This window comes from Martelella sp. HB161492 (assembly GCF_013184775.1).
Classification (GTDB): domain Bacteria; phylum Pseudomonadota; class Alphaproteobacteria; order Rhizobiales; family Rhizobiaceae; genus Martelella.
The window spans coordinates 13,686-31,791 of record NZ_JAATVV010000011.1; the positions used below are offsets into that span (position 1 = coordinate 13,686).

The following is an 18,106-nucleotide window of genomic DNA, read 5'->3' on the forward strand; positions in this document are numbered from 1 at the left end:
ACGGCACATCAATGCGAACACAGCGGCAGGACAACTGATATTCGGAGCCATGCTGGCTTGTGAGGGCTTCGGGGGGAGCGATCACGATTCAGGGCAGCAGTGCCGATTAATTCGTGAAATCGCCCGGCCCGCACGCCTGTAAGAATTGGCGTTGCCGGGATCTCATCGCCGTCGAGGCAGACGTTTAGATGCGCGACCGTGATCCTTTTGCGGTCAAAGTCGCCGCGCGTCGTGGAAATCAACGTATTCACAATTCGAAAGTAAGCGCCATGCCTTTGCCGCCCGCACCCTCAACTTTGAGTTCGACTTCCCACGCTGCAGATGGCAGTTCGTCTGCCGCTGAAGCGACACGTTCAGTGCCGCGCCCCGTTCGGCGCCGAAGACAACAAGTCCGCATTGAGCTGGTGGCTCCTGATTCTCCTCCGGCAAAAATAAGCCCGAACTCGGTTTTTTCTGAAGTGAGCGGCCTGGGGCAACCACGTCCCATTGTTTTATCGGCCGTGGCACGGGATCTCGGCGCAGGGGATCCCGGCGTCCGCAAGCCGGCGCTCGATGCACTGAAAGGGCTATTGGCGCAACGACACGGGCTGGTGAAACCCAAGATCGAGCGTTTTTCCGTCGAAGACAGCCCGGAACTGGTCCACAACCTGACAAATGTGCTCAACGCGAATGATTTATGTGATGACGCCGAATCTCGAGAAGCGATTCTTGTTGCTTTGGCCAAGCTGACGCGCGAGACCAAAGATTCAGTCGTCTTGGTTCGGGATCCAGTCGTCGTGAATGCGCTCGTCGAGCGCCTCCAGAACGAGAGCGAGATGTCGGTTCGATCGGCATTGACCGGTTGTTTGGAGAATTTGGTATATGACAGTCTTAACAAGACACCCTTGCTGAAAAATAGCGCATTCTTGCCTGCCTTGGTAGCCCAGCTCAACCGCCAGGACGGGGCGGAGTCGGCTGATGTGCGCGCCCGTTCGTCGAGGATGCTGGAAGCATTGGCAGCCCTGGAAGGTAATCGCCGTTTCTTCACAGAAAATCCTGACCTTCTTGACGGTCTGATTGCGCATATTTCTGCAAAGGGCGAGCCCGATGCAAAGGTGCGAAATAACATCCAGAACGTAATGTACTCTTTGTCATCGCATGTGGGAGAGAAACTTTCCCCGGAACGCACTCAAGCACTCGTCAATGCTGTGCTCGACGCCTCGCAGACGAAAGACGGTGAATCGGATTATTTGGCTGGATCCGCTTTCAGACTGCTCGCAAAATTGGCTTCCGGTCCCCGTAATTGTATCCTGATGCGGGAGAACGACCGGCTGGTGAGCGCAATAACAGATGGGCTCGGTAATGCGTCGCGTTTCGATCGGGTGGATGCGGCTGACTTGCTGAAGCGGCTGGCGTTCGCTCGTGAGAACGTGAAACCACTGGCGGAGAATACGGAGTTAATGAAGGCTCTGCAGGTTTGTCTTGAATTGCATGGCAGCGAAGGCACCCCGACGCAGATAAGTGCCGCGAGGACAATCCGATTTCTCATGCTGAACAAAGATGTCAGTGACCTTCTCCTTTCAAGCCAACCAGATTTTTTGGATGTGTTGCAGGAGCAACTGAACAACAAGGATTATTCCGTTCGGACAGATGTGTTTTTCGCTCTGCTAAATCCAATTCGAAGGTCAGTTAATATAGACAAAGCCATAGAAAATGGAGCCATAGAGAGGGTCTTGCACGAGGTACTTAGTGATGGCGGGAAAGATCTCCGGGAGAATGGCGCATACATGGCACGTTCGCTAACGACGAATGCTGCTTTTCGCGCGAGAATCGAAGCAAATCCGGATATATTAACTGACATTTTGAGTCTGACCGCCCCTGAGGAGAAAGCAAGCATCCGGATAGCCGGACTTGGCGCACTGGGAAGTCTGGCGAGCGATCCTCAAAGTGCCCAAAGGTTATCAGCAAATCCGAAGGTGCTGAATGCTCTGGTGGCCACTCTTGATCTTCCCGACACGCCGATGACAGATCCGAATGCAGCTTATCAGGGTGTGCACGGCAAAGCATCCATGGCACTGGCGAACATTGCAAGCTTTCCTGAAACGCATGCAAATTTGAGGAGAGCGCCGGGCCTGAAGGGCGCCCTGGAACGTAACATGAACCATGAAGAGGATCTTGTTCGCGACAAGATCATGGCTGTTGCGACCGAACTGGGACTTGTTTCCGAGAGATTTGATCCGCAGAATACACACAGAGGAGAGGTCCACGATCGTGCATCAACCAATGCCAGCTTGCTCAAGTCCAGGTTCAGTGGACGTGATCTGGAGCAGGCGTTCAATGGGCTATGCAAGGACATCAAACGTCTCGATATTACCGGAGCAGCCATCGATCCATTTCGCCACGCCAATCAAGGATATCGGCGACAGGTCGCTCAGAAGTGGCTCGTCCCGGTAGAACACGCCTTGGTCGAGGCTAAATCGATATCACTGGCCGACGCGGTACAGGCGTCCAGCGCAGCAGAACAGATAGCGAAGCGTGCGCGGACTGCCGCGAAAAGCGCAGCACTGGAAGCAAGAAACGCTGAAGCGGAACGCGCTGCAGACCCCGAAAACCAGGCCCTGGTGGAAAAGGCAGAAAAGGCGGCAGAGAAGGCCGCGCGCCTCAAATCTGAAGCCGACGCAAAAGCAGAATCTGCTTCATACGCGGTGCAGATTTCCCATTTTGCGCATGTCGATCAGGCATCCGGCACAAGCGTGCAAGACTTCCTCGGCTTGTTCTGGCTAGCCGTCACTGATGAGGCCAGTCGTGAAAAAGACGTAACGCAAGACGATGGTCTCGATGCGATCGCCAATGCACTTTACGAAATTGCCAGAGCTTACAATCTCAGCGAAAATGAGCCACCCGAGGATGATGGCGAAGCAGCGAGAAGTAGTTGTTCTGGCGGTGCCTTCAACAAAATCTCCGAGAAAATGATTTCTGTGATCGCCGGCATCGATACGACTGCGCTGACCCCGCAGGTCGTCAGGGACAGACTGCATTTTGTCATCCGGCAACATGTTGCGGAACTGAGTGCCACGGATCCTGACGTGGATCAGGCGATCAGAGAGAATGACAACTATCTGACCCAAGGCGTCTGGGAGCGGATAAAGGATGCTGTTCTGACGAAAATCCGAGAGGACCTCGACACGGTACCATCGTCGTCCGCTGATGACCTTAACGCGCGACTTGAAACCGAGGCCGATTTTCCCACAGCGCTGGCCTATCTGCATTGTGGGCCCCGCTCGGAGCGCTGATCCGGCCTTATTCCCCTCACCGTCCGGTTTCTGGAAGACTGGAACGGGATCGCATCCGCCAGGGCGCCGTCTTTGTCGCCCTGGCAGATCGCCGCATTGACCGGTCTCAACGCCTGCGCGAACCGCATTTCAAGTATGTAAATGATAGCTAACTCACCATTGACATTTCGGTCGCGGACATCTCAGATCAGCCTGTCAGGAAATTCCCATATTATCTAACATTGAGGCGCTTCGAGCGCCGTTTTCTGTGAGGGGAAAACAATGCGGATTTTCACACCACTCCTTTGCTCAGCGCTGGCCCTGATCGGCCTGGCCACGTCAGCGGCTGCAGCCGAGCAGACTGTTTCCTTCGATGTCGACGGCCAGACTGTCGTCGGAACCCTGAATGTCCCCGATGGCGCTGAGGCGCCGCCGGTCGTGCTGCTGCTACATGGTTTCACCGGCAGCCGCGACGAACTTGAAATCCCCGCGGTCAGCGAAGGGATTTACCAGCGGGCGGCACGCCTGTGGGCGGAGAAGGGCCTTGCCAGCCTTCGGATCGATTTCATGGGCAGCGGCGACAGCGATGGTTCCTATGCCGATACAACCATGCAGGTGGAAATCGCCGATGCGCTGGCGGCACTGGATTTCCTGTCGGACCGCACCGATATCGATCCGGCCAAGATCTCTGTCGTCGGCTGGAGCCGTGGCGGCGCTGTCGCGGCATCGATTGCCGGTCTGTCCGAGGTGCCGCTGACGAGCGTTTCGCTCTGGGCCCCTGCCGTCAACATGGCTGCGACGATCTATTCCCTGTTCGGCGCAGAGGCCGTCAATAAGGGGCTGGCATCCGGTGATGAGGCCATTGCCTACAAGCTCCCCTGGGGGGCGGAGGTGACGCTGAAAGGGCCATTCTTCAGAAGCCTGTTCGAAGTCGATCCGCTGGTCGATCTGACAAATTACAACGGTCCGCTATTCGTCGCCGTTGGCACCAACGACCCGATCGTTTTCCCGCAGCCTGAGACTGGTGAGATGATTCTCGATGCGCATGACGGCCCCGAACAGCTCTGGGTGCAGCCGATGGATCACAGCTTCAATTCCTATGAAGGTGTCGGCATGGTCGACAGCCTGATCACCACGACCGGTGATTTCATCGCCGAAGCGTCGAAGTAAGACATCATGATACCGTGCCGGCTGGCGTCCGAAGGGCGTCAGCCGGGCATCTCACATGCAGCTCTCTTCAAGTGCTTCCAGCATGGCAAGCGTATCATCGTCCTGCAGCGTCTCGAGCAACTCGCGCAGCGTTGACACGTAGTTATGCAGCACCCTGAGGTCGTCGAACCCCTGTGACAGGGCCTTGTCGCGCTGCTGGAAGAAATAGGGCCAGAACGGGCTCGTCTCACGCGCCCTGTGGGCTTCAAGCTTCGCCATGATCGCGGCACTGCGGTTCTCCCAGTCAGCCCCTTTGAAGCTGACATAGCGGTCGTAGTTGGATTCGCTCATCTCGTCTTGCTCCTGTCCGTTGACGGGATGATAGGTCAAGTCAGTGCCGTCGTCTGTCAGCTGGCCGACAGTAAATGTTGCATCGCACCAATTAATGACTGTCAGATCTCGGCTTCGCCCGCCCAGCGGCGCAACCTCTCGGGCTGAAGAATGACCAGTGCATTTCGTCCCTGACGCGCGATCGCGCCGTCGCGCAGCATGGCATTCAATTCCGTTGACGCCGTCTGCCGGGTCGTGCCGATCAGCGTGGCGATCTGCTCCATGCTAAGATCAAGCTTGACGGTCGTGCCGGCAGCAAGCTGGCTGGTCTGAGTTGAACCGAGACGGATGAGGTAGCGGGCAAAGCGCCCGCGAACCGGATGAAAGGCCAGATCCTCGATGATTGTCATCGTCTTGGCCAGCGTTGCCGCGAGCACCCGAAGAATGGCCTCCTGCAGCAGCGGGTAGTGGGCGAACTGCCGTTCGACCACTTGGCGCGGCGCGATCAGCACCGCACTGTCTTCCTGGGCGCTCAACTGCGCCCGTGTATGGGTACTGAAGACATCGCCGGGCAAGAGATAGCCGAGACTGAGCTCACGATCCTCATTCGCCAGATAGAGCCGCAACCGACCCTGACGCACGATCAGGATCCGATCCTCCCTGTCATCCGGTAGCAGCATTCCCGCAGTGAAATGCTGTTCGGTGAACAGCCTGCGCAATTCGGCCCCTTCTTCGCCGTCGATAAACGCGGCAAGCGAGGGATGTTGGGTCGTGGTCCGCATCAAAAATGCCTGAGCTGGCGCCAAAGAGCGCGAAGACGGGAACAGAGTGCAATAGTTTCACAACCGGAGCATACGGGCAACAGACAGACATGCACCGGCAGACGCATCATCGCGCAACCGGTGCCTTGCATGCCCCCCCGCGCTCTATCTTATTGAGTCTACGCATCGTTTCTTTCGAAAAGCGATTCCGATTTTCGAGCCGGTGCGCTAGTGGCAGCCAAACGACTTTTCCAAGGCTGCGATCCGGGCAACCTCGGCTCGCTCTGCGACGGTCAGCGGTGCATTGGCTGCAGTCACCCCGGCAATGCAGTCGGCGTTTGAAAAGGCGGCCTTGCCGCGTGCGCTGGTAAAGCAATAGCCGTATTTGTCAAACAGCGTGTTTCGCGCAAGCCACAGTGACTGGCACTGATCCTCTGCCGCCGCCGGCGCGGTCGAGCGGTTGGCCTGCCGGATCCAGTTGGAATGGGCCCACCCCTCCTGCCCCGCTTCCGTTGCGACATGGATCCAGGCGCCGTCCACACCAAGCACGGCAAGCGCGGTGCCTTCCGAGAGCTTGCCAATCATGGACGCGTTCGACGCAGCACCGGAACGAAGTGCGAGAAACCCGTCGCCACCGGGATCAAGCCCCGTGACGCGCCAGGAAAAATCCCGTGTGGCCGGCGCCGGCGGAACCGTGGCGGGCTTGAGCTGCGGCATTGCGGCGACAAGCGACTGAGCGGCTTTCTCGCCGGCAGCGCGCCCATCGTCACTGCCGAGAAAAATCTCTTCGATCAGCGACGAGTTTTCCCAGGGAACCTGACTTCCGTCGGTCGCAGACACCACATCGGAGCGAACCTTGCGCATCATCGCATGGAGATCGTCGTCGGGCTCGGAAAGATGCGTCAGCAGCGCTTCGGTGAAAGGGCTGTTGCGGCCATTGCCGTCGAGCGCAACGTTTCCGGGTTGCGTCGAGAATGCGATATAGGAGCCGACTCCGGCATCGATGCGTGCCAGCCCCCGGCTCGCACCGCCAACAGAACGTGCTTTCAGACCGACGAGAAACGGGTTGTTGCGGCAAGCATCGAGGATAACGATGTTGCGGTCGGCCCGCATCTCCATCTCACGCAGAATGGTCTGGAGACTGACCGAGGAGGCTTTCAGACGCACCTCGTCATCGCCACGGGCATCAACGGGCAGAACGAAATTTTCAGCACCGATCTGAATGCCATGACCGGAAAAGTAGAACAGCGCAACGGCATCCGGCTGCAGGGCATCCGACATGCGCGACGTCAGCTGCAGCATGTCGACCCGGTTCAGATCATAGCCATCAAAGACGTCGAAGCCCAGTTGCCGCAGCGCCTCGGCCACGTCACGGGCATCCTGCGCCGCATTGGGAAGAAAGGGTACGTTTGAATAGCCGGAATTGCCGATCACCAGAGCAATGCGCTGGCTGGCCTGCACGCAGGTCCATGACAGGAGAAACAAGACAAATCCGGCGAAACCGGCACGCAGAGCTCTGGCCGTCATTCCGTCGCATTCCCCATGACCACCTTAAGCGGCAGCATGGCACAGCCCCGGAAAGCGATCAATTGTGAAAATGCGCGTCCAGCGCATCGTTCTTTTCGAAAGTCTGAATCGATTTTCGAAGAGAACGATGCGTCGATTCAATAAGATAGGGCGCGCTAGAGTGACGTCCGGTTCGCCACGAACCGTGCCAGCATCGGCCCCAGTGCCATGACGAAGAAGAAACGGGCGATCTGCATCGACATGACGAAGGCGACATCGACATGGGTGGTGGCGGAAATGATGGCAACGGCATCGGCGCCGCCGGGGCTGGTGGCCAGATAGGCCGTCAGTGGATCAACGCCGGCAAAGACGACGAGAAGGCTGGCAAAACCGGCACAGATGAGAACGAGGCAGACGATCGACAGCAGAACCCGTGGCAATGCCTTGCCAGCGTGACGGATCACGTCGCGATCAAAGCGCGAACCGATCCCCCAGCCGACAAGTGCATAGGACAGTGCCAGAAGCAGCTGCGGCAATTCTATGGTGATGAGGCCGGCAATGTTCAGTGCCGAACCCAGGATCACCGGAACGATCATCGGGCCGGCGGGGATGTTCGAGACACGGCCGATCGCCACGCCGACAACGACCATGGCCAGCGTTGCACCAAGCGCCTGCCAGTCCGGCTGCACCAGCCATGAAACGGTTGCGACCGCCGGTGCCCCGCTGCTCGCCGCCCAGATGGTGGCCACCGTCGCTGCAACGATGGTGACGATCACGACACGGGTATACTGCATGAAGGCGACGAGACGCATGTCAGCGCCGAAGGAGGCAGACATCAGCGTCATCACCGTTGCGGCGCCCGGAAAGGATCCCCAGATCGCCGTCGTTCCCGGCAAGACCTGCAGCTTTGCCAGCACCCAGCCAAGCAGAATGGCGGCAAACACGACAGAGAGGACACCGCCGATGAAGATCGGCCATTCCTTGCTGATCTCCGTGACGATCGGCAAGGTCATCGTCCGCGCGATCAGGCAGCCGACGACCCCTTGCGCCAGGTTGAAGGGAAGGCGCGAAACCGAAATTCTGTTGCCGAAAAACGAAAAGCAGATCGCTGCGATCATCGGTCCAAGAAGAAGCGCAGCCGGCAGACCGACCCATTCGAGACCGACAATCAATACAAGTGACGTGGCAATCAGCCCGGCCCAGATCGCAACGTTTCGTGTGGTCGAATTCTGATCCTCAGACATGCGTGCTCACCTTCATCGCAACAAGCCGCATACCGGGCGCGGCGCCCTCTCCTCCCCATTCCAATGCGGCCGCAATGCTTCGTCGCCGGCCGGACAATGCGATGATCATGAGCTGTCTCCAGATAGTGTCGCTGGCATTCAAGTGATCCGATCAAGCAGCCGGATGGCATCGGCAAGGTGATCCCGCTCCGCCTCGGAGAAACGCTCCGCCAGCACCGTGGCAAGCCAGCTCTCACGGCGGGCACGGTCTTGCCCCAGCCAGGACACGGCCTTTTGCGAGAGTGTCAGAAGCTGGCTGCGGCCGTCGGTCGGATCGGGGCGACGCTCCAGATAGCCCTGCTCGCCAAGCTTTGCGACAACGGCACTCATGGACTGCGCCGTGACCCCTTCCGCACGCGCAAGCGCACTCATCGTTGCCGCACCATCACGGTCCAGCCGAACGATCACACTGATTTGAGATGGCGTCAGCCCGCCCCGGTCAACCTCGTCACGCAGCCGCCTGCGGATCTGGCGCATGGCAGCCTGAAGCGCCATTGCAAGATGCGCAGGATCGTCGTCGCGCTCGGTTTCATTGTCGGAAAGCATGGAAGAACTCTTCAGCTAAGATGATCAGTTTAGCTGAACATTTTGTTTTGGCAATAGCAAACCGCGCTTGTGCGCTGTGCGCCAGCTACGGGGCATGGAGAACGAACGAGAAAGAGATGGTGGGTGATCACGGGCTCGAACCGTGGACCCGCTGATTAAGAGTCAGCTGCTCTACCAACTGAGCTAATCACCCGGAAGCGACACTGTCGTGTCGTTGACCGCGGCTATAAAGATGATTCGCCGATTCGGCAAGCACCCATGCACACGGAAAATGAAAAAAGTCGGGACTATTTTAGTCCGGTGCAGAAACGAAAAAACGACGCCAGGCGTCGTTCTTCAAATTCTTGATATACAAGAGAAATTGGTGGGTGATCACGGGCTCGAACCGTGGACCCGCTGATTAAGAGTCAGCTGCTCTACCAACTGAGCTAATCACCCGGAAACAACACTGTCGTGTCGTTGAGAGGCCGTATAAAGAGGATTATCGGTCTTGGCAAGCACCTGCGAGCGTTTTTTTACACGTTTTCTGTTCGGGCCCTTTCACACCGGCGCGATTCATCCGCCGGAACCGAAAGATCATGCGGCCAGAAAGGTCCCGCGCATCGTGCAAGCGGCGAAACCGCCAATCCTCGCGCCCGAAATGGCGCCCGATTCGACATCGATATGAAGATGGATATAGGACGGGCGCCCCATTTCCACGCCCTGCTCGATCAGCACCGCATGGTGTCCATCGCCCAACTGGTCGAAATGATGAATGGCACCGGAAAAAGCCGCCGCAGCCGAGCCTGTGGCGGGATCTTCGGCAATCCCCATATCGCCGCTGAACATGCGGGCGTGAAAGCTCGAATCATGCCGGACGCCGCCGCGCGTATAGATATAGGGCGATGCAAGGCGGCCATCCACAAGCGGCGCGATCGAGCGCCAGACACGCGTATCGAAGTCAATGGCTTCCATCGTCCGCAGATTCGTGACGGGGATACAGATGAAGGGCACACCTGCGGACCAGAGTGTCGGCACATGATTCTCAAAGCCGATCATGGCTGGCTCGAGTCCGAGCATTTCGGCGAGTTTGGCCCGATCGAGCGTCTCACGGGCCTGGCGGGAGAGCTGTGGCAGATCGAACTCAGCAAAACTTGTCTTGCCGGGCCGCAGCTTCACCGCACATCGGACCGGTCCGACCTTTTCGGCCAGTACCGAGACCATGTCGACAGCGGCATCGCCTTCCCGGTTACGCTCGGCAAGAGCAATTGCTCCGCCAACAGTCGGGTGGCCGGCAAAGGGCAGTTCACCGCCTGGGGTAAAGATCCGCGCTGTCGCGGTCTGCGAACGGTTTTCGCTGGCCTTGAAAAAGATTGTCTCGGAAAGATTGAACTGCCGGGCTATGGCCGCCATGGCGTCATCGGACAGGGCATCGGCATCAAAGACCACCGCGAGCGGGTTGCCGGCAAGGGAATGATCCGTAAAAACGTCGTATATCGCAAAATCCAGCGCCATGAGGCTTCCTCCTAATCCGGTAGTCCGGTCGTCTTTTGATCGAAATACAGCGCAAGCGCGGGTGGCATCGAATGAGAATAATTAAAGGAGAACCGGTTGTCGCGGTTGATCGCAATAACGTCGTCAATTTCCTTTTCCTTGTCCACCTGCATGTGCGCCCGGATCTTCGCCATCACCGCTGCAGTCGAAAGCGATGTGCGGAAGAAACGGTAAAACATCAGGCATGAATCTTCGCGGGCGCAAAAGAGCGTATTGCCGGTTTCGAAATCGGCGAGATCAAGCCCGGTTTCCTCGCTGACTTCACGCCGCATATTGGCCTCGATATCAACCCTGCCAGCGATAATATCGTCTGGTTCGAGCGAGCCAGAGGCGCAGTAGACCTTGCCCGGATTGGCCGTGGTCTGGCTCATGCGAATGGCGATGATGTCACCATCTGCCGAAATCATCATTGCCATGGCGAAGGAATGAAAGCTTGCAGGACGCGGTTGCTGCCGGCGCCACCAGAGATGATAGGCATAGGGAATGACATAAGCCCGCGCGACAATCTGTCCGGCCTCAAGGCTGGCCGCATGCAGTGTCAACAATGAACCGTTGAAGAGATGCGGATTGGCTGCTGTCTCCTGCTGCCAGTTGGCGTCCACCGCGGCACGGTTGGCCGCAAGCACCGGGCTTTCGCCCGGATCAACCACAATTTCCAGCCCCGAAAGCGCAAAAGCCACGCCCTCTTCGGGCCAGTCGTCAAAACGGAATTTTGCTGAAGCGCTCATCTTGTTCTCCCCTGCCTGCCGGCCAAATCACGGTCCGGCGCGAGAGAACCACGTTGCGCCGCCGCAAACAAGGCCGACGGCACCATTGGCCGTCCGCCATCTGACAGATAGACAAAAACCCGCCGGCAATGCGGCGGGTTTCTTGATTGTGACAATGCTGAAAAGGATCAGGCTGCCGCTGAAAGCTGGTTGCTCAGCAGCGAGCCAAGCCGGCCGATCCCCTCGTCAATCATCGCCGGTTCGGCGCAGGAGAAGCTCAGACGCATGTGGTTGGCGCCCGTTCCGTCGGCATAGAAGGCCTGTCCCGGGACGAAGGCCACCTTGGCTGTCTTCAATGACAGCTGCAGCAATGCGGCCGCATCCATGGTCTCCGGCAGGGTGATCCAGACGAACATGCCGCCCTCCGGACGGGTCCATGTGACGCCGGCGGGCATATGCCTGGCAAGCGAGGCGAGCATGGCATCGCGCCGCTCCTTGTAGACCTTGCCGATCTTTTCCGCCTGGGCATTGAAATAGCTTTCGGCAACGCGGGCAATCGCCATCTGGTTGATGGTCGGCGAATGCAGATCAGCGGCCTGCTTGGCCAGAACCAGCCGGCGGATGATCGGCTTTGCGGCACAGACCCAGCCAACGCGAAGTCCCGGAGACAGCGTTTTGGAGAAGCTGCCACAATAGAGCGTCCGGGTGTTTTCAATACCACCGCTGCGTTCGCAATCAAGCGTCAGAAGCGTCTTCTGCCGTTCTCCGTCATAGCGCAGAGCACGATAGGCGGCGTCCTCGATAACGGCAACATCCAGCTCTTCGGCCAGATCGAGAAGCCGTTCACGCTCCTCAAGCGTCAGGGATTCGCCGGTCGGATTGGCGAAATCTGCCGAAAGATAGGCAAATTTGATCTTCGAGCCGTTCATCTGTGCATCGGCTGCATAGGCCTGCGGCGTCGTGTTGCCCTTGATGTCGAGCTTCTCGTAGCGCGGTTCATAGGCGTTGAACGCCTGCAGTGCGCCGAGATAGGTCGGCCAGGTCACCAGCGCGGTATCGCCCGGCGACAGGAACATCTTGCCGAGGTAATCGAGCCCCTGCTGCGAGCCTGATGTGATGAAGATGTTGTCGATCGTGCATTCGATGCCGCGCGCCTGCATGCGCTTGACGATCCACTCACGAAGGCGCGGATAACCTTCACTGATCGAATACTGAAGTGCCGCACCGGCTTCCGGCCCCGACAGAATGTCGGAATAGGCAGCCTGAAAGGCATCGGCCGGGAACAGCGCAGGATCAGGAATCCCGCCGGCAAACGAAATGATATCAGGCTGCTCGAGGAGTTTCAGCAGTTCACGGATTTCCGACGCACCCATCCGTTTGGCGCGCGACGCGTAGATTTTTTCCCAGTCAAGCATGGGCGTTTCCTCAAGTCTTTTTTAAGTAGCGCCTAAAAACCACATGGCCTTCATTAAGTCAATAATGCTGACCTAATTTTTGGCAATAAAAATGAACTTTCTCTTCCCTGTCGGTAATTTTGCGTCGCCATATGCGCCTCCCCCGAAATTTTCAGGAAAGCACGGCCAGCTGCATGGGGTAAGGGCGGCGCGCTTTCGACGGCTGCCGCACCAGCATAAAAGACAGATCAAATTGTGGGATCAGGCTTATTCAGTCTGAAAATTATGTATGGTATCAATTCTTTGTGAGATTTATTCAGGAGATGAAAATGAATAAATTAGCATTTGCATCACTTCTACTGTTTTTTCTGGCAGGATGCTCGAAATCTGCCATTGTTGATCTCAATTATGCTCAAACCAATCTGGGTTACAGAAATTCCGGCGGGCTTGCGCCCGGAAAGATTTTCCTGTGGGACAGTGAAGACAATAAATTGGTGGATCTTCACACCATTGCCAGTCTGGGCTCCGAGCCCCTTGCTGCACCGGCATCTTATCGGGCGAGCAGTGTCCGGGGCTACAGTGTGGCGCTCGGCGGCCAGTCTCCGGGCATCAATCCGGCTGTCGAGGCGGATATTTCCGGGGCGGTCAGCAGGAATATTTCCTACACTGTTGAAGACGCGATCCGGGTCAACAACAACAAGATCTATACAGCCATGAAAGACGCCTATACGGCATTGGGCGAAGATGGCTACCGGCTCTGGCATGTTGATGATCTGCGGAGCGGGCCGCGATACAAGCTCGTTCTTCTTGTTGATCCGGTTCTGGCATCAAGGGAAACCCTGACCTACGACAAATCTGCCGTCGCAAATGGTCGCTTCACCCTTAAGACGGCGGCGATCGGAAAAATCACCCTGACGTTTCCGAATACGGGCACGTCGTCATGCAAGGCGGCGGGTTCCGAACGCGCCGCATGTTTCATCAATGCCTTTGTTTTGGATGCGTGGGTGAAGCCTGACAAACTACTGGGCTTCAGTCCGGCGACGGATTTTGATCCATCGGCGCTGTCCTCTGCATTTCGCAAGCTTTAGCGCCGGGGGATCATTCGTTTGCCGGACATTGCCACTGCAAGCTTCGGCAGGATTGACCTTCCCGCCATTATCGCCCCAGCGCGCAATGGGCAATGAAGAAGGACCGGGCGTTGACCGCCCGGCCCCAGATGACCGACCCAAAGGTCGCTCAGGATCAGTTGCGGGTCTTGTCGACCAGCGCACCCTTCTTGATCCATGGCATCATGCCGCGCAGCTTTTCACCGACTTCTTCGATCTGATGCGCATCATTGTTGCGGCGGATACCCTTGAAACGGGCAGCACCCGAATGCCATTCCTGCATCCACTCGGAGGTGAACTTGCCGGTCTGAATGTCTTTCAGAACGCGCTTCATCTCGGCCTTGGTTTCTTCCGTGATGATGCGCGGACCGGTGACATATTCGCCCCACTCGGCCGTGTTGGAGATCGAGTAGTTCATGTTGGCGATACCGCCTTCATAGATCAGGTCCACGATCAGCTTGACTTCGTGCAGGCATTCGAAATAGGCCATCTCCGGCGCATAACCGCCTTCAACCAGGGTTTCGAAGCCAGCGCGGATCAGTTCGACCAGACCGCCACAGAGGACAGCCTGCTCACCGAACAGGTCGGTTTCGCATTCTTCCTTGAAGGTCGTCTCGATGATGCCGGCGCGGCCGCCGCCAACGCCGGACGCGTAGGACAGTGCAACGTCAAGCGCATTGCCGGAAGCATCCTGATGAACGGCAACCAGGCAGGGGACGCCGCCGCCGCGCTGATATTCGCCGCGAACCGTATGGCCGGGGCCCTTCGGTGCGATCATGATGACATCGACCGTTGCCTTCGGCTCGATCAGGCCGAAGTGAACATTGAGGCCGTGGGCGAAGGCAATCGCAGCACCGTCACGGATATAGGGAGCGATTTCGTCCTTGTAGATGGCGCCCTGGAGCTCGTCCGGCGTTGCCATCATCATCAGATCGGCCCATGCGGCAGCTTCAGCCACGGTCTTGACTTCAAAACCATCGGCTTCGGCCTTCTTGGCCGTGGCCGAACCCGGACGCAGCGCGATGGCGACATTGTTGGCGCCACTGTCCTTGAGGTTCAGTGCATGGGCGCGGCCCTGCGAACCGTAACCGATGATGGCGACCTTGCGGCCGTTGACGAGATTGATATCAGCGTCCTGATCATAATAGACACGCATGTTATTTCCTTCCCTTGCCTGTCGTTATCTCAAAAACCGCGAAATACGGTCATTCCGTTGCGAAAAGTGCCCAGAAGCGATCCACCGCCTTGCTGGCACGGTCTGCAAAATCCCTCGGCTCCAACCGGTCGCCAAGCAGCATGCGCACATGCCAGTCGCCGACAATCAGGCCGTAAAAGACGCGATAGGCGTCATCACCGTCATCAAAGACCAGAAGTCCCGAGCGGCGGCCATCTTCAAGAAGCGCGCGTGCACGCTGGTCGATCTGAGCACGTCCGCGTGTCAAAAGCATGGGGCCAAGCTTCACGCCATCGCGCCCTGCCCGGCCGATTGCCAGCCGGTTCAGCGCGAGCGATACGTCGCCGGCCAGAACCGCCAGCAGATCGACGGCGAATGCACGCAGATGATCCTTCAGCTCGGTGGCCGACAGCCGGTGGCCGGCACTTTCAAATGTGCGGACCTTGCTCGCCTGATAGGCGATCATCGCCGAAAGCAGGCCTTCGCGATCACCAAACCATTTATAGAGACTTTCCTTGGAGCAGCTGGCAGCCCGGGCTATGCCCGCCGTCGTCACTGCCTTTTCGCCACCTTCGACAAGCAGATGCAACGCCTGCTCCAGCACGGCCTGCTGTCGCGGGGTGAAACGCTGATCTGCATGACGATCATCAATCAAGGCATATTCTCCGTAATTGGTACTGTACGGTACGGTACCGGTCTTTTGCCGGAAAATTCTGCCGAGGTCAAGACGGAATTCATGCGCAGAATGGCATTGGGATGACGAAAATGAAGCCGATATCAGCGTCCTGTGAGACCCGACCGCGGATGGCGAACACTGCGTAAACGTCAAATCACTTGAAAAACGAACGGCGAAAGCCCAGATATTGATCAACCGATTAAGAAACGGATGATTCGTTTAGGTGTCATCATGAAGAACACAATGAAGAAGGTCGCCATGCTGGCGACCGTTTTGCCGCTTCTGGCTTCTCCCGCTTTTGCGCTGCAGCCGGTTCAACTCAATCTGGATGACCAGATTCCGGGCGTGAATGCGCCGGAAGACGCTGTCATCGGTTCGGTCGTGCATCAGGACGGCCAGGACCGCAACGGCAAGTCCTATACCGATATCTATATGGTCGCCCCCGATGGCAATCTCCACCATATGGGCCGATTTGCCGGAAGCAAATAGGAACATCGCCTTGCTGGCGCAAAACGGCCGGCAATGAAACTTGAAAATGGCCGGGCCTAGCCCGGCCATTTTCTGTTTCGGATCCATCTGCAGACAGATCGTCAGCCGTAAATCTGACGAAAATGCCCTTCATTGAAGCAATGATTACAAATCCGTAACCTTTCAAAGTCAATCGAACTTGAAACCGAGGTGGGGCATATCAATCATGGAATTTCGTTTAGGTCTCAGACTTGTCTGGGAAGAGAGTTTTTCGCTTCTATTTGCGAATATCAAATCTGGGTTTCGGCTTCTCTGGCCGATACTGGCACTTGTCATCGTTACTCAGATGTTTTTTCCAACTGACATTTCTTTGACTGAACTCAACTCAATGTCATCATCGGCTAGAACGATAATACTATTCCTGTTTCCGTTCGGTACGATCGTTGGTTTTGTCGTAATCCCGTCATTTCTGATTGGCTGGCACCGCTTGATCCTGCTGGATGAGCAGCCCGGATGGTTCAGCTATCGACTGGGCGCGCGGCAGTGGCGATATATTCTCGCCTGCTTCCTTTTCTGGCTCATCAGTCTGCTTCTCATCATTCCCGCTGGTCTGTTTCTTGTTTTCATAACAAGTCTCGGCGCGCAGGGTGGTTTGATCTTGGCTCCGATTTTCGCATTGATCGGCCTCGCGATAGCCTATTTCGCGACTGCACCGAACCTGGCGCGTTTTGCTCTTGCTCTTCCTGCGGTAGCGCTGGACAGGCCGATTGCCTTCAAGGCAGCGCGCCGCATGGGGGCAGGACTTGGATTGCCAATGGCCGTTGCTTTCTTGGGGCTGTTTCTGGTGGGCTTGCTGATAAGCATGTTTCTCGGCCTTGTAGCCTTCGTGCTCTCACTTATTGCCACGCTCATGGGCCCTATCACGTTTGTGGTCCCTGTCATCAAACTCATCGCCGCGCTCCCCATGGTTGTCACCAACGTCTATTTCCCGCTGGCCGAAGCGACCCTGATCACGGTCGGCTATCGCATCGCGCTCAAGCAGAGCGAGACGAACGAGGCGCAGCCGGCGTCCGATGAGACTGGTGCTCCCGTCCCGGCATGAGGCGTCGCTGAGCCTTGCCTGAAAGCACGACACAACCGCGTGACGAGACGGCCGGGCAGTTCCGGCCGTCTTTTGCATCCGTTGCGATGCCGACCCCTGTTTTCTGATCTGATTATATTTGAACTCTTCCATCTCTGATTGTATCTGGCCCGTCTGTTTGAAAAAGGGGACATCGGGCTCATGACGTCTGCAACGCGGCTGAAGCTGGTTTTCAGGGATACCGGCCGCATGGTTACGGCCAACATGATGTCGATGATCGTGCTGCTATGGCCCTTTGCCGCTCTCGGCCTGCTGGAATATGCATTGCTGGTCATGGTGATGGAAAACGGCACGCTGGCGGGCATATTCAGAAGCCACCCCGAATTCTTCGCGATCCTCTTCAGGCTCTTTCCCTTTGTCCATCTGCTGCTGGCAGCCTCTGCAGCCGTTGCCTTGCACCGTTGCCTGCTGCGCAACGAAAGACCCGGCTGGACCGGCCTGCATTTCGGGATGCGCGAATTCATCTACTGGCTTGTCCTGCTCGCGATCTATTCGTTAGGCCTCGCATTTGATCTTGGACGAACCAGCGCCATGAAATTTGTCGATGGGCTGACCGTCGCGGATCAACTGAGCGGTTGGTATCCGGCGCTGTTTGAGGCGCTGGGCGTGGTGCTCTGTCTGGTGATTGCACCGCTCGGCCTCAGGCTCGCACTCATTCTGCCAGCCATCGCGACGGATCGGCAGATATCCTATCTGCTCAATCTGCGCATGAAGGATCTTCATGCCTGGTATTGCCATTTCGGACGCGGTTTCGGCCTGCCCATGGCCATGAGCGGGCTGGTTCTGATCGTCCTCTTTCAGGCGTCAGAGCCACTTTTCCACCATGGGGCGGTTCTGGCTTTCAGACTGACTGACAGTCTGGAGCGGCACGGCGTTCCCTCAATACTGGCCGCACAGCTGAAAGCGCTGATGCCCGCGCTTCAATATGCATTCGACGCCTTGCTGTTTCTCTTTGTCGTCACCATCATCAGCGCCACCTACCGGATCGCCCTCAGGCAGATCGGCAATCGCGACAATCTCTGCCAGAGCCAGACGGCAGACTGACCGGCGCACGGGTCCTCCGACGGCGCGTTACCGGCCG

At 57.4% G+C, this 18,106-nt stretch carries 16 protein-coding genes and 2 tRNA genes; 6 read left to right on the plus strand and 12 right to left on the minus strand.

The genetic code is table 11. From position 1 onward, the window contains the following. The first annotated feature begins 188 nt into the window (after positions 1–188). Positions 189–3,272 (plus strand): hypothetical protein, encoded by a 3,084-nt coding sequence (locus tag HCK86_RS17525; RefSeq protein WP_176085784.1) that lies wholly within the window; start codon positions 189–191, stop codon positions 3,270–3,272. 261 nt (positions 3,273–3,533) lie between these two features. Beyond that, positions 3,534–4,421, plus strand: coding sequence for an alpha/beta fold hydrolase (locus tag HCK86_RS17530; RefSeq protein WP_176085785.1), 888 nt, complete (start codon positions 3,534–3,536; stop codon positions 4,419–4,421). Between the two features lie 51 nt (positions 4,422–4,472). On the opposite strand, the gene cowN is transcribed toward HCK86_RS17530, so the two are convergent. From cowN to HCK86_RS17580, 10 genes are all read right to left on the minus strand, one after another. Continuing rightward, positions 4,473–4,751 (minus strand): N(2)-fixation sustaining protein CowN, encoded by a 279-nt coding sequence (gene cowN / locus HCK86_RS17535; RefSeq protein WP_176085786.1) that lies wholly within the window; start codon positions 4,749–4,751, stop codon positions 4,473–4,475. Positions 4,752–4,852: 101 nt separating this feature from the next. Continuing rightward, complete coding sequence (locus HCK86_RS17540) at positions 4,853–5,512, minus strand: Crp/Fnr family transcriptional regulator (RefSeq protein WP_176085787.1); 660 nt, start codon at positions 5,510–5,512, stop codon at positions 4,853–4,855. Between the two features lie 207 nt (positions 5,513–5,719). Beyond that, a complete protein-coding gene (locus HCK86_RS17545; RefSeq protein ID WP_176085788.1) occupies positions 5,720–7,018 on the minus strand; it encodes a caspase family protein in 1,299 nt (432 codons plus the stop codon). 155 nt (positions 7,019–7,173) lie between these two features. Continuing rightward, positions 7,174–8,241 carry an AbrB family transcriptional regulator gene (locus tag HCK86_RS17550; protein ID WP_176085789.1) on the minus strand — a complete coding sequence of 356 codons (1,068 nt, stop codon included), beginning with the start codon at positions 8,239–8,241 and terminating at the stop codon, positions 7,174–7,176. Positions 8,242–8,379: 138 nt separating this feature from the next. Then, positions 8,380–8,826: a MarR family transcriptional regulator gene (locus HCK86_RS17555; protein ID WP_176085790.1), complete on the minus strand. Its 447-nt coding sequence runs from the start codon at positions 8,824–8,826 to the stop codon at positions 8,380–8,382. Between the two features lie 117 nt (positions 8,827–8,943). Beyond that, positions 8,944–9,019: transfer RNA gene (locus tag HCK86_RS17560), tRNA-Lys, on the minus strand. A gap of 169 nt (positions 9,020–9,188) precedes the next feature. Next, positions 9,189–9,264 (minus strand) — tRNA-Lys (locus HCK86_RS17565). Between the two features lie 138 nt (positions 9,265–9,402). Beyond that, positions 9,403–10,320 carry a PhzF family phenazine biosynthesis protein gene (locus HCK86_RS17570; protein WP_176085791.1) on the minus strand — a complete coding sequence of 306 codons (918 nt, stop codon included), beginning with the start codon at positions 10,318–10,320 and terminating at the stop codon, positions 9,403–9,405. 11 nt (positions 10,321–10,331) lie between these two features. Further along, on the minus strand, positions 10,332–11,087 hold the full coding sequence (locus HCK86_RS17575; protein WP_176085792.1) for an NUDIX hydrolase: 756 nt from the start codon (positions 11,085–11,087) through the stop codon (positions 10,332–10,334). 167 nt (positions 11,088–11,254) lie between these two features. Beyond that, positions 11,255–12,481: a PLP-dependent aminotransferase family protein gene (locus HCK86_RS17580; protein WP_176085793.1), complete on the minus strand. Its 1,227-nt coding sequence runs from the start codon at positions 12,479–12,481 to the stop codon at positions 11,255–11,257. A 308-nt stretch (positions 12,482–12,789) separates the two neighbouring features. Between HCK86_RS17580 and HCK86_RS17585 the strand changes: the two genes are divergently transcribed. Further along, positions 12,790–13,548, plus strand: a complete 759-nt coding sequence (locus tag HCK86_RS17585; protein ID WP_176085794.1) for a hypothetical protein — start codon at positions 12,790–12,792, stop codon at positions 13,546–13,548. Positions 13,549–13,702: 154 nt separating this feature from the next. Here the strand turns inward: HCK86_RS17585 and ilvC are convergent, their stop codons facing one another. Together ilvC and HCK86_RS17595 are read right to left on the minus strand one after the other, a co-directional pair. Next, positions 13,703–14,722: a ketol-acid reductoisomerase gene (gene ilvC, locus HCK86_RS17590; RefSeq protein WP_176085795.1), complete on the minus strand. Its 1,020-nt coding sequence runs from the start codon at positions 14,720–14,722 to the stop codon at positions 13,703–13,705. Positions 14,723–14,771: 49 nt separating this feature from the next. Beyond that, positions 14,772–15,395: a TetR/AcrR family transcriptional regulator gene (locus HCK86_RS17595; RefSeq protein WP_176085796.1), complete on the minus strand. Its 624-nt coding sequence runs from the start codon at positions 15,393–15,395 to the stop codon at positions 14,772–14,774. A 252-nt stretch (positions 15,396–15,647) separates the two neighbouring features. Here HCK86_RS17595 and HCK86_RS17600 point away from each other — a divergent pair, with 252 nt between their 5' ends. From HCK86_RS17600 to HCK86_RS17610, 3 genes are all read left to right on the plus strand, one after another. Beyond that, positions 15,648–15,905 (plus strand): hypothetical protein, encoded by a 258-nt coding sequence (locus HCK86_RS17600; protein ID WP_176085797.1) that lies wholly within the window; start codon positions 15,648–15,650, stop codon positions 15,903–15,905. A 205-nt stretch (positions 15,906–16,110) separates the two neighbouring features. Continuing rightward, complete coding sequence (locus HCK86_RS17605) at positions 16,111–16,986, plus strand: hypothetical protein (RefSeq protein ID WP_176085798.1); 876 nt, start codon at positions 16,111–16,113, stop codon at positions 16,984–16,986. 180 nt (positions 16,987–17,166) lie between these two features. Continuing rightward, positions 17,167–18,069 (plus strand): hypothetical protein, encoded by a 903-nt coding sequence (locus HCK86_RS17610; RefSeq protein ID WP_176085799.1) that lies wholly within the window; start codon positions 17,167–17,169, stop codon positions 18,067–18,069. The last annotated feature ends 37 nt before the right edge of the window (positions 18,070–18,106 follow it).

Excerpts from the sequence above, each read along its gene's own strand:
- HCK86_RS17525 (WP_176085784.1), top strand. The coding sequence starts at position 189 with ATGCGCGACCGTGATCCTTTTGCGGTCAAAGTCGCCGCGCGTCGTGGA.
- HCK86_RS17530 (WP_176085785.1), top strand. The coding sequence starts at position 3,534 with ATGCGGATTTTCACACCACTCCTTTGCTCAGCGCTGGCCCTGATCGGC.
- cowN (WP_176085786.1), bottom strand. The coding sequence starts at position 4,751 with ATGAGCGAATCCAACTACGACCGCTATGTCAGCTTCAAAGGGGCTGAC.
- HCK86_RS17540 (WP_176085787.1), bottom strand. The coding sequence starts at position 5,512 with ATGCGGACCACGACCCAACATCCCTCGCTTGCCGCGTTTATCGACGGC.
- HCK86_RS17545 (WP_176085788.1), bottom strand. The coding sequence starts at position 7,018 with ATGACGGCCAGAGCTCTGCGTGCCGGTTTCGCCGGATTTGTCTTGTTT.
- HCK86_RS17550 (WP_176085789.1), bottom strand. The coding sequence starts at position 8,241 with ATGTCTGAGGATCAGAATTCGACCACACGAAACGTTGCGATCTGGGCC.
- HCK86_RS17555 (WP_176085790.1), bottom strand. The coding sequence starts at position 8,826 with ATGCTTTCCGACAATGAAACCGAGCGCGACGACGATCCTGCGCATCTT.
- HCK86_RS17570 (WP_176085791.1), bottom strand. The coding sequence starts at position 10,320 with ATGGCGCTGGATTTTGCGATATACGACGTTTTTACGGATCATTCCCTT.
- HCK86_RS17575 (WP_176085792.1), bottom strand. The coding sequence starts at position 11,087 with ATGAGCGCTTCAGCAAAATTCCGTTTTGACGACTGGCCCGAAGAGGGC.
- HCK86_RS17580 (WP_176085793.1), bottom strand. The coding sequence starts at position 12,481 with ATGCTTGACTGGGAAAAAATCTACGCGTCGCGCGCCAAACGGATGGGT.
- HCK86_RS17585 (WP_176085794.1), top strand. The coding sequence starts at position 12,790 with ATGAATAAATTAGCATTTGCATCACTTCTACTGTTTTTTCTGGCAGGA.
- ilvC (WP_176085795.1), bottom strand. The coding sequence starts at position 14,722 with ATGCGTGTCTATTATGATCAGGACGCTGATATCAATCTCGTCAACGGC.
- HCK86_RS17600 (WP_176085797.1), top strand. The coding sequence starts at position 15,648 with ATGAAGAACACAATGAAGAAGGTCGCCATGCTGGCGACCGTTTTGCCG.
- HCK86_RS17605 (WP_176085798.1), top strand. The coding sequence starts at position 16,111 with ATGGAATTTCGTTTAGGTCTCAGACTTGTCTGGGAAGAGAGTTTTTCG.
- HCK86_RS17610 (WP_176085799.1), top strand. The coding sequence starts at position 17,167 with ATGACGTCTGCAACGCGGCTGAAGCTGGTTTTCAGGGATACCGGCCGC.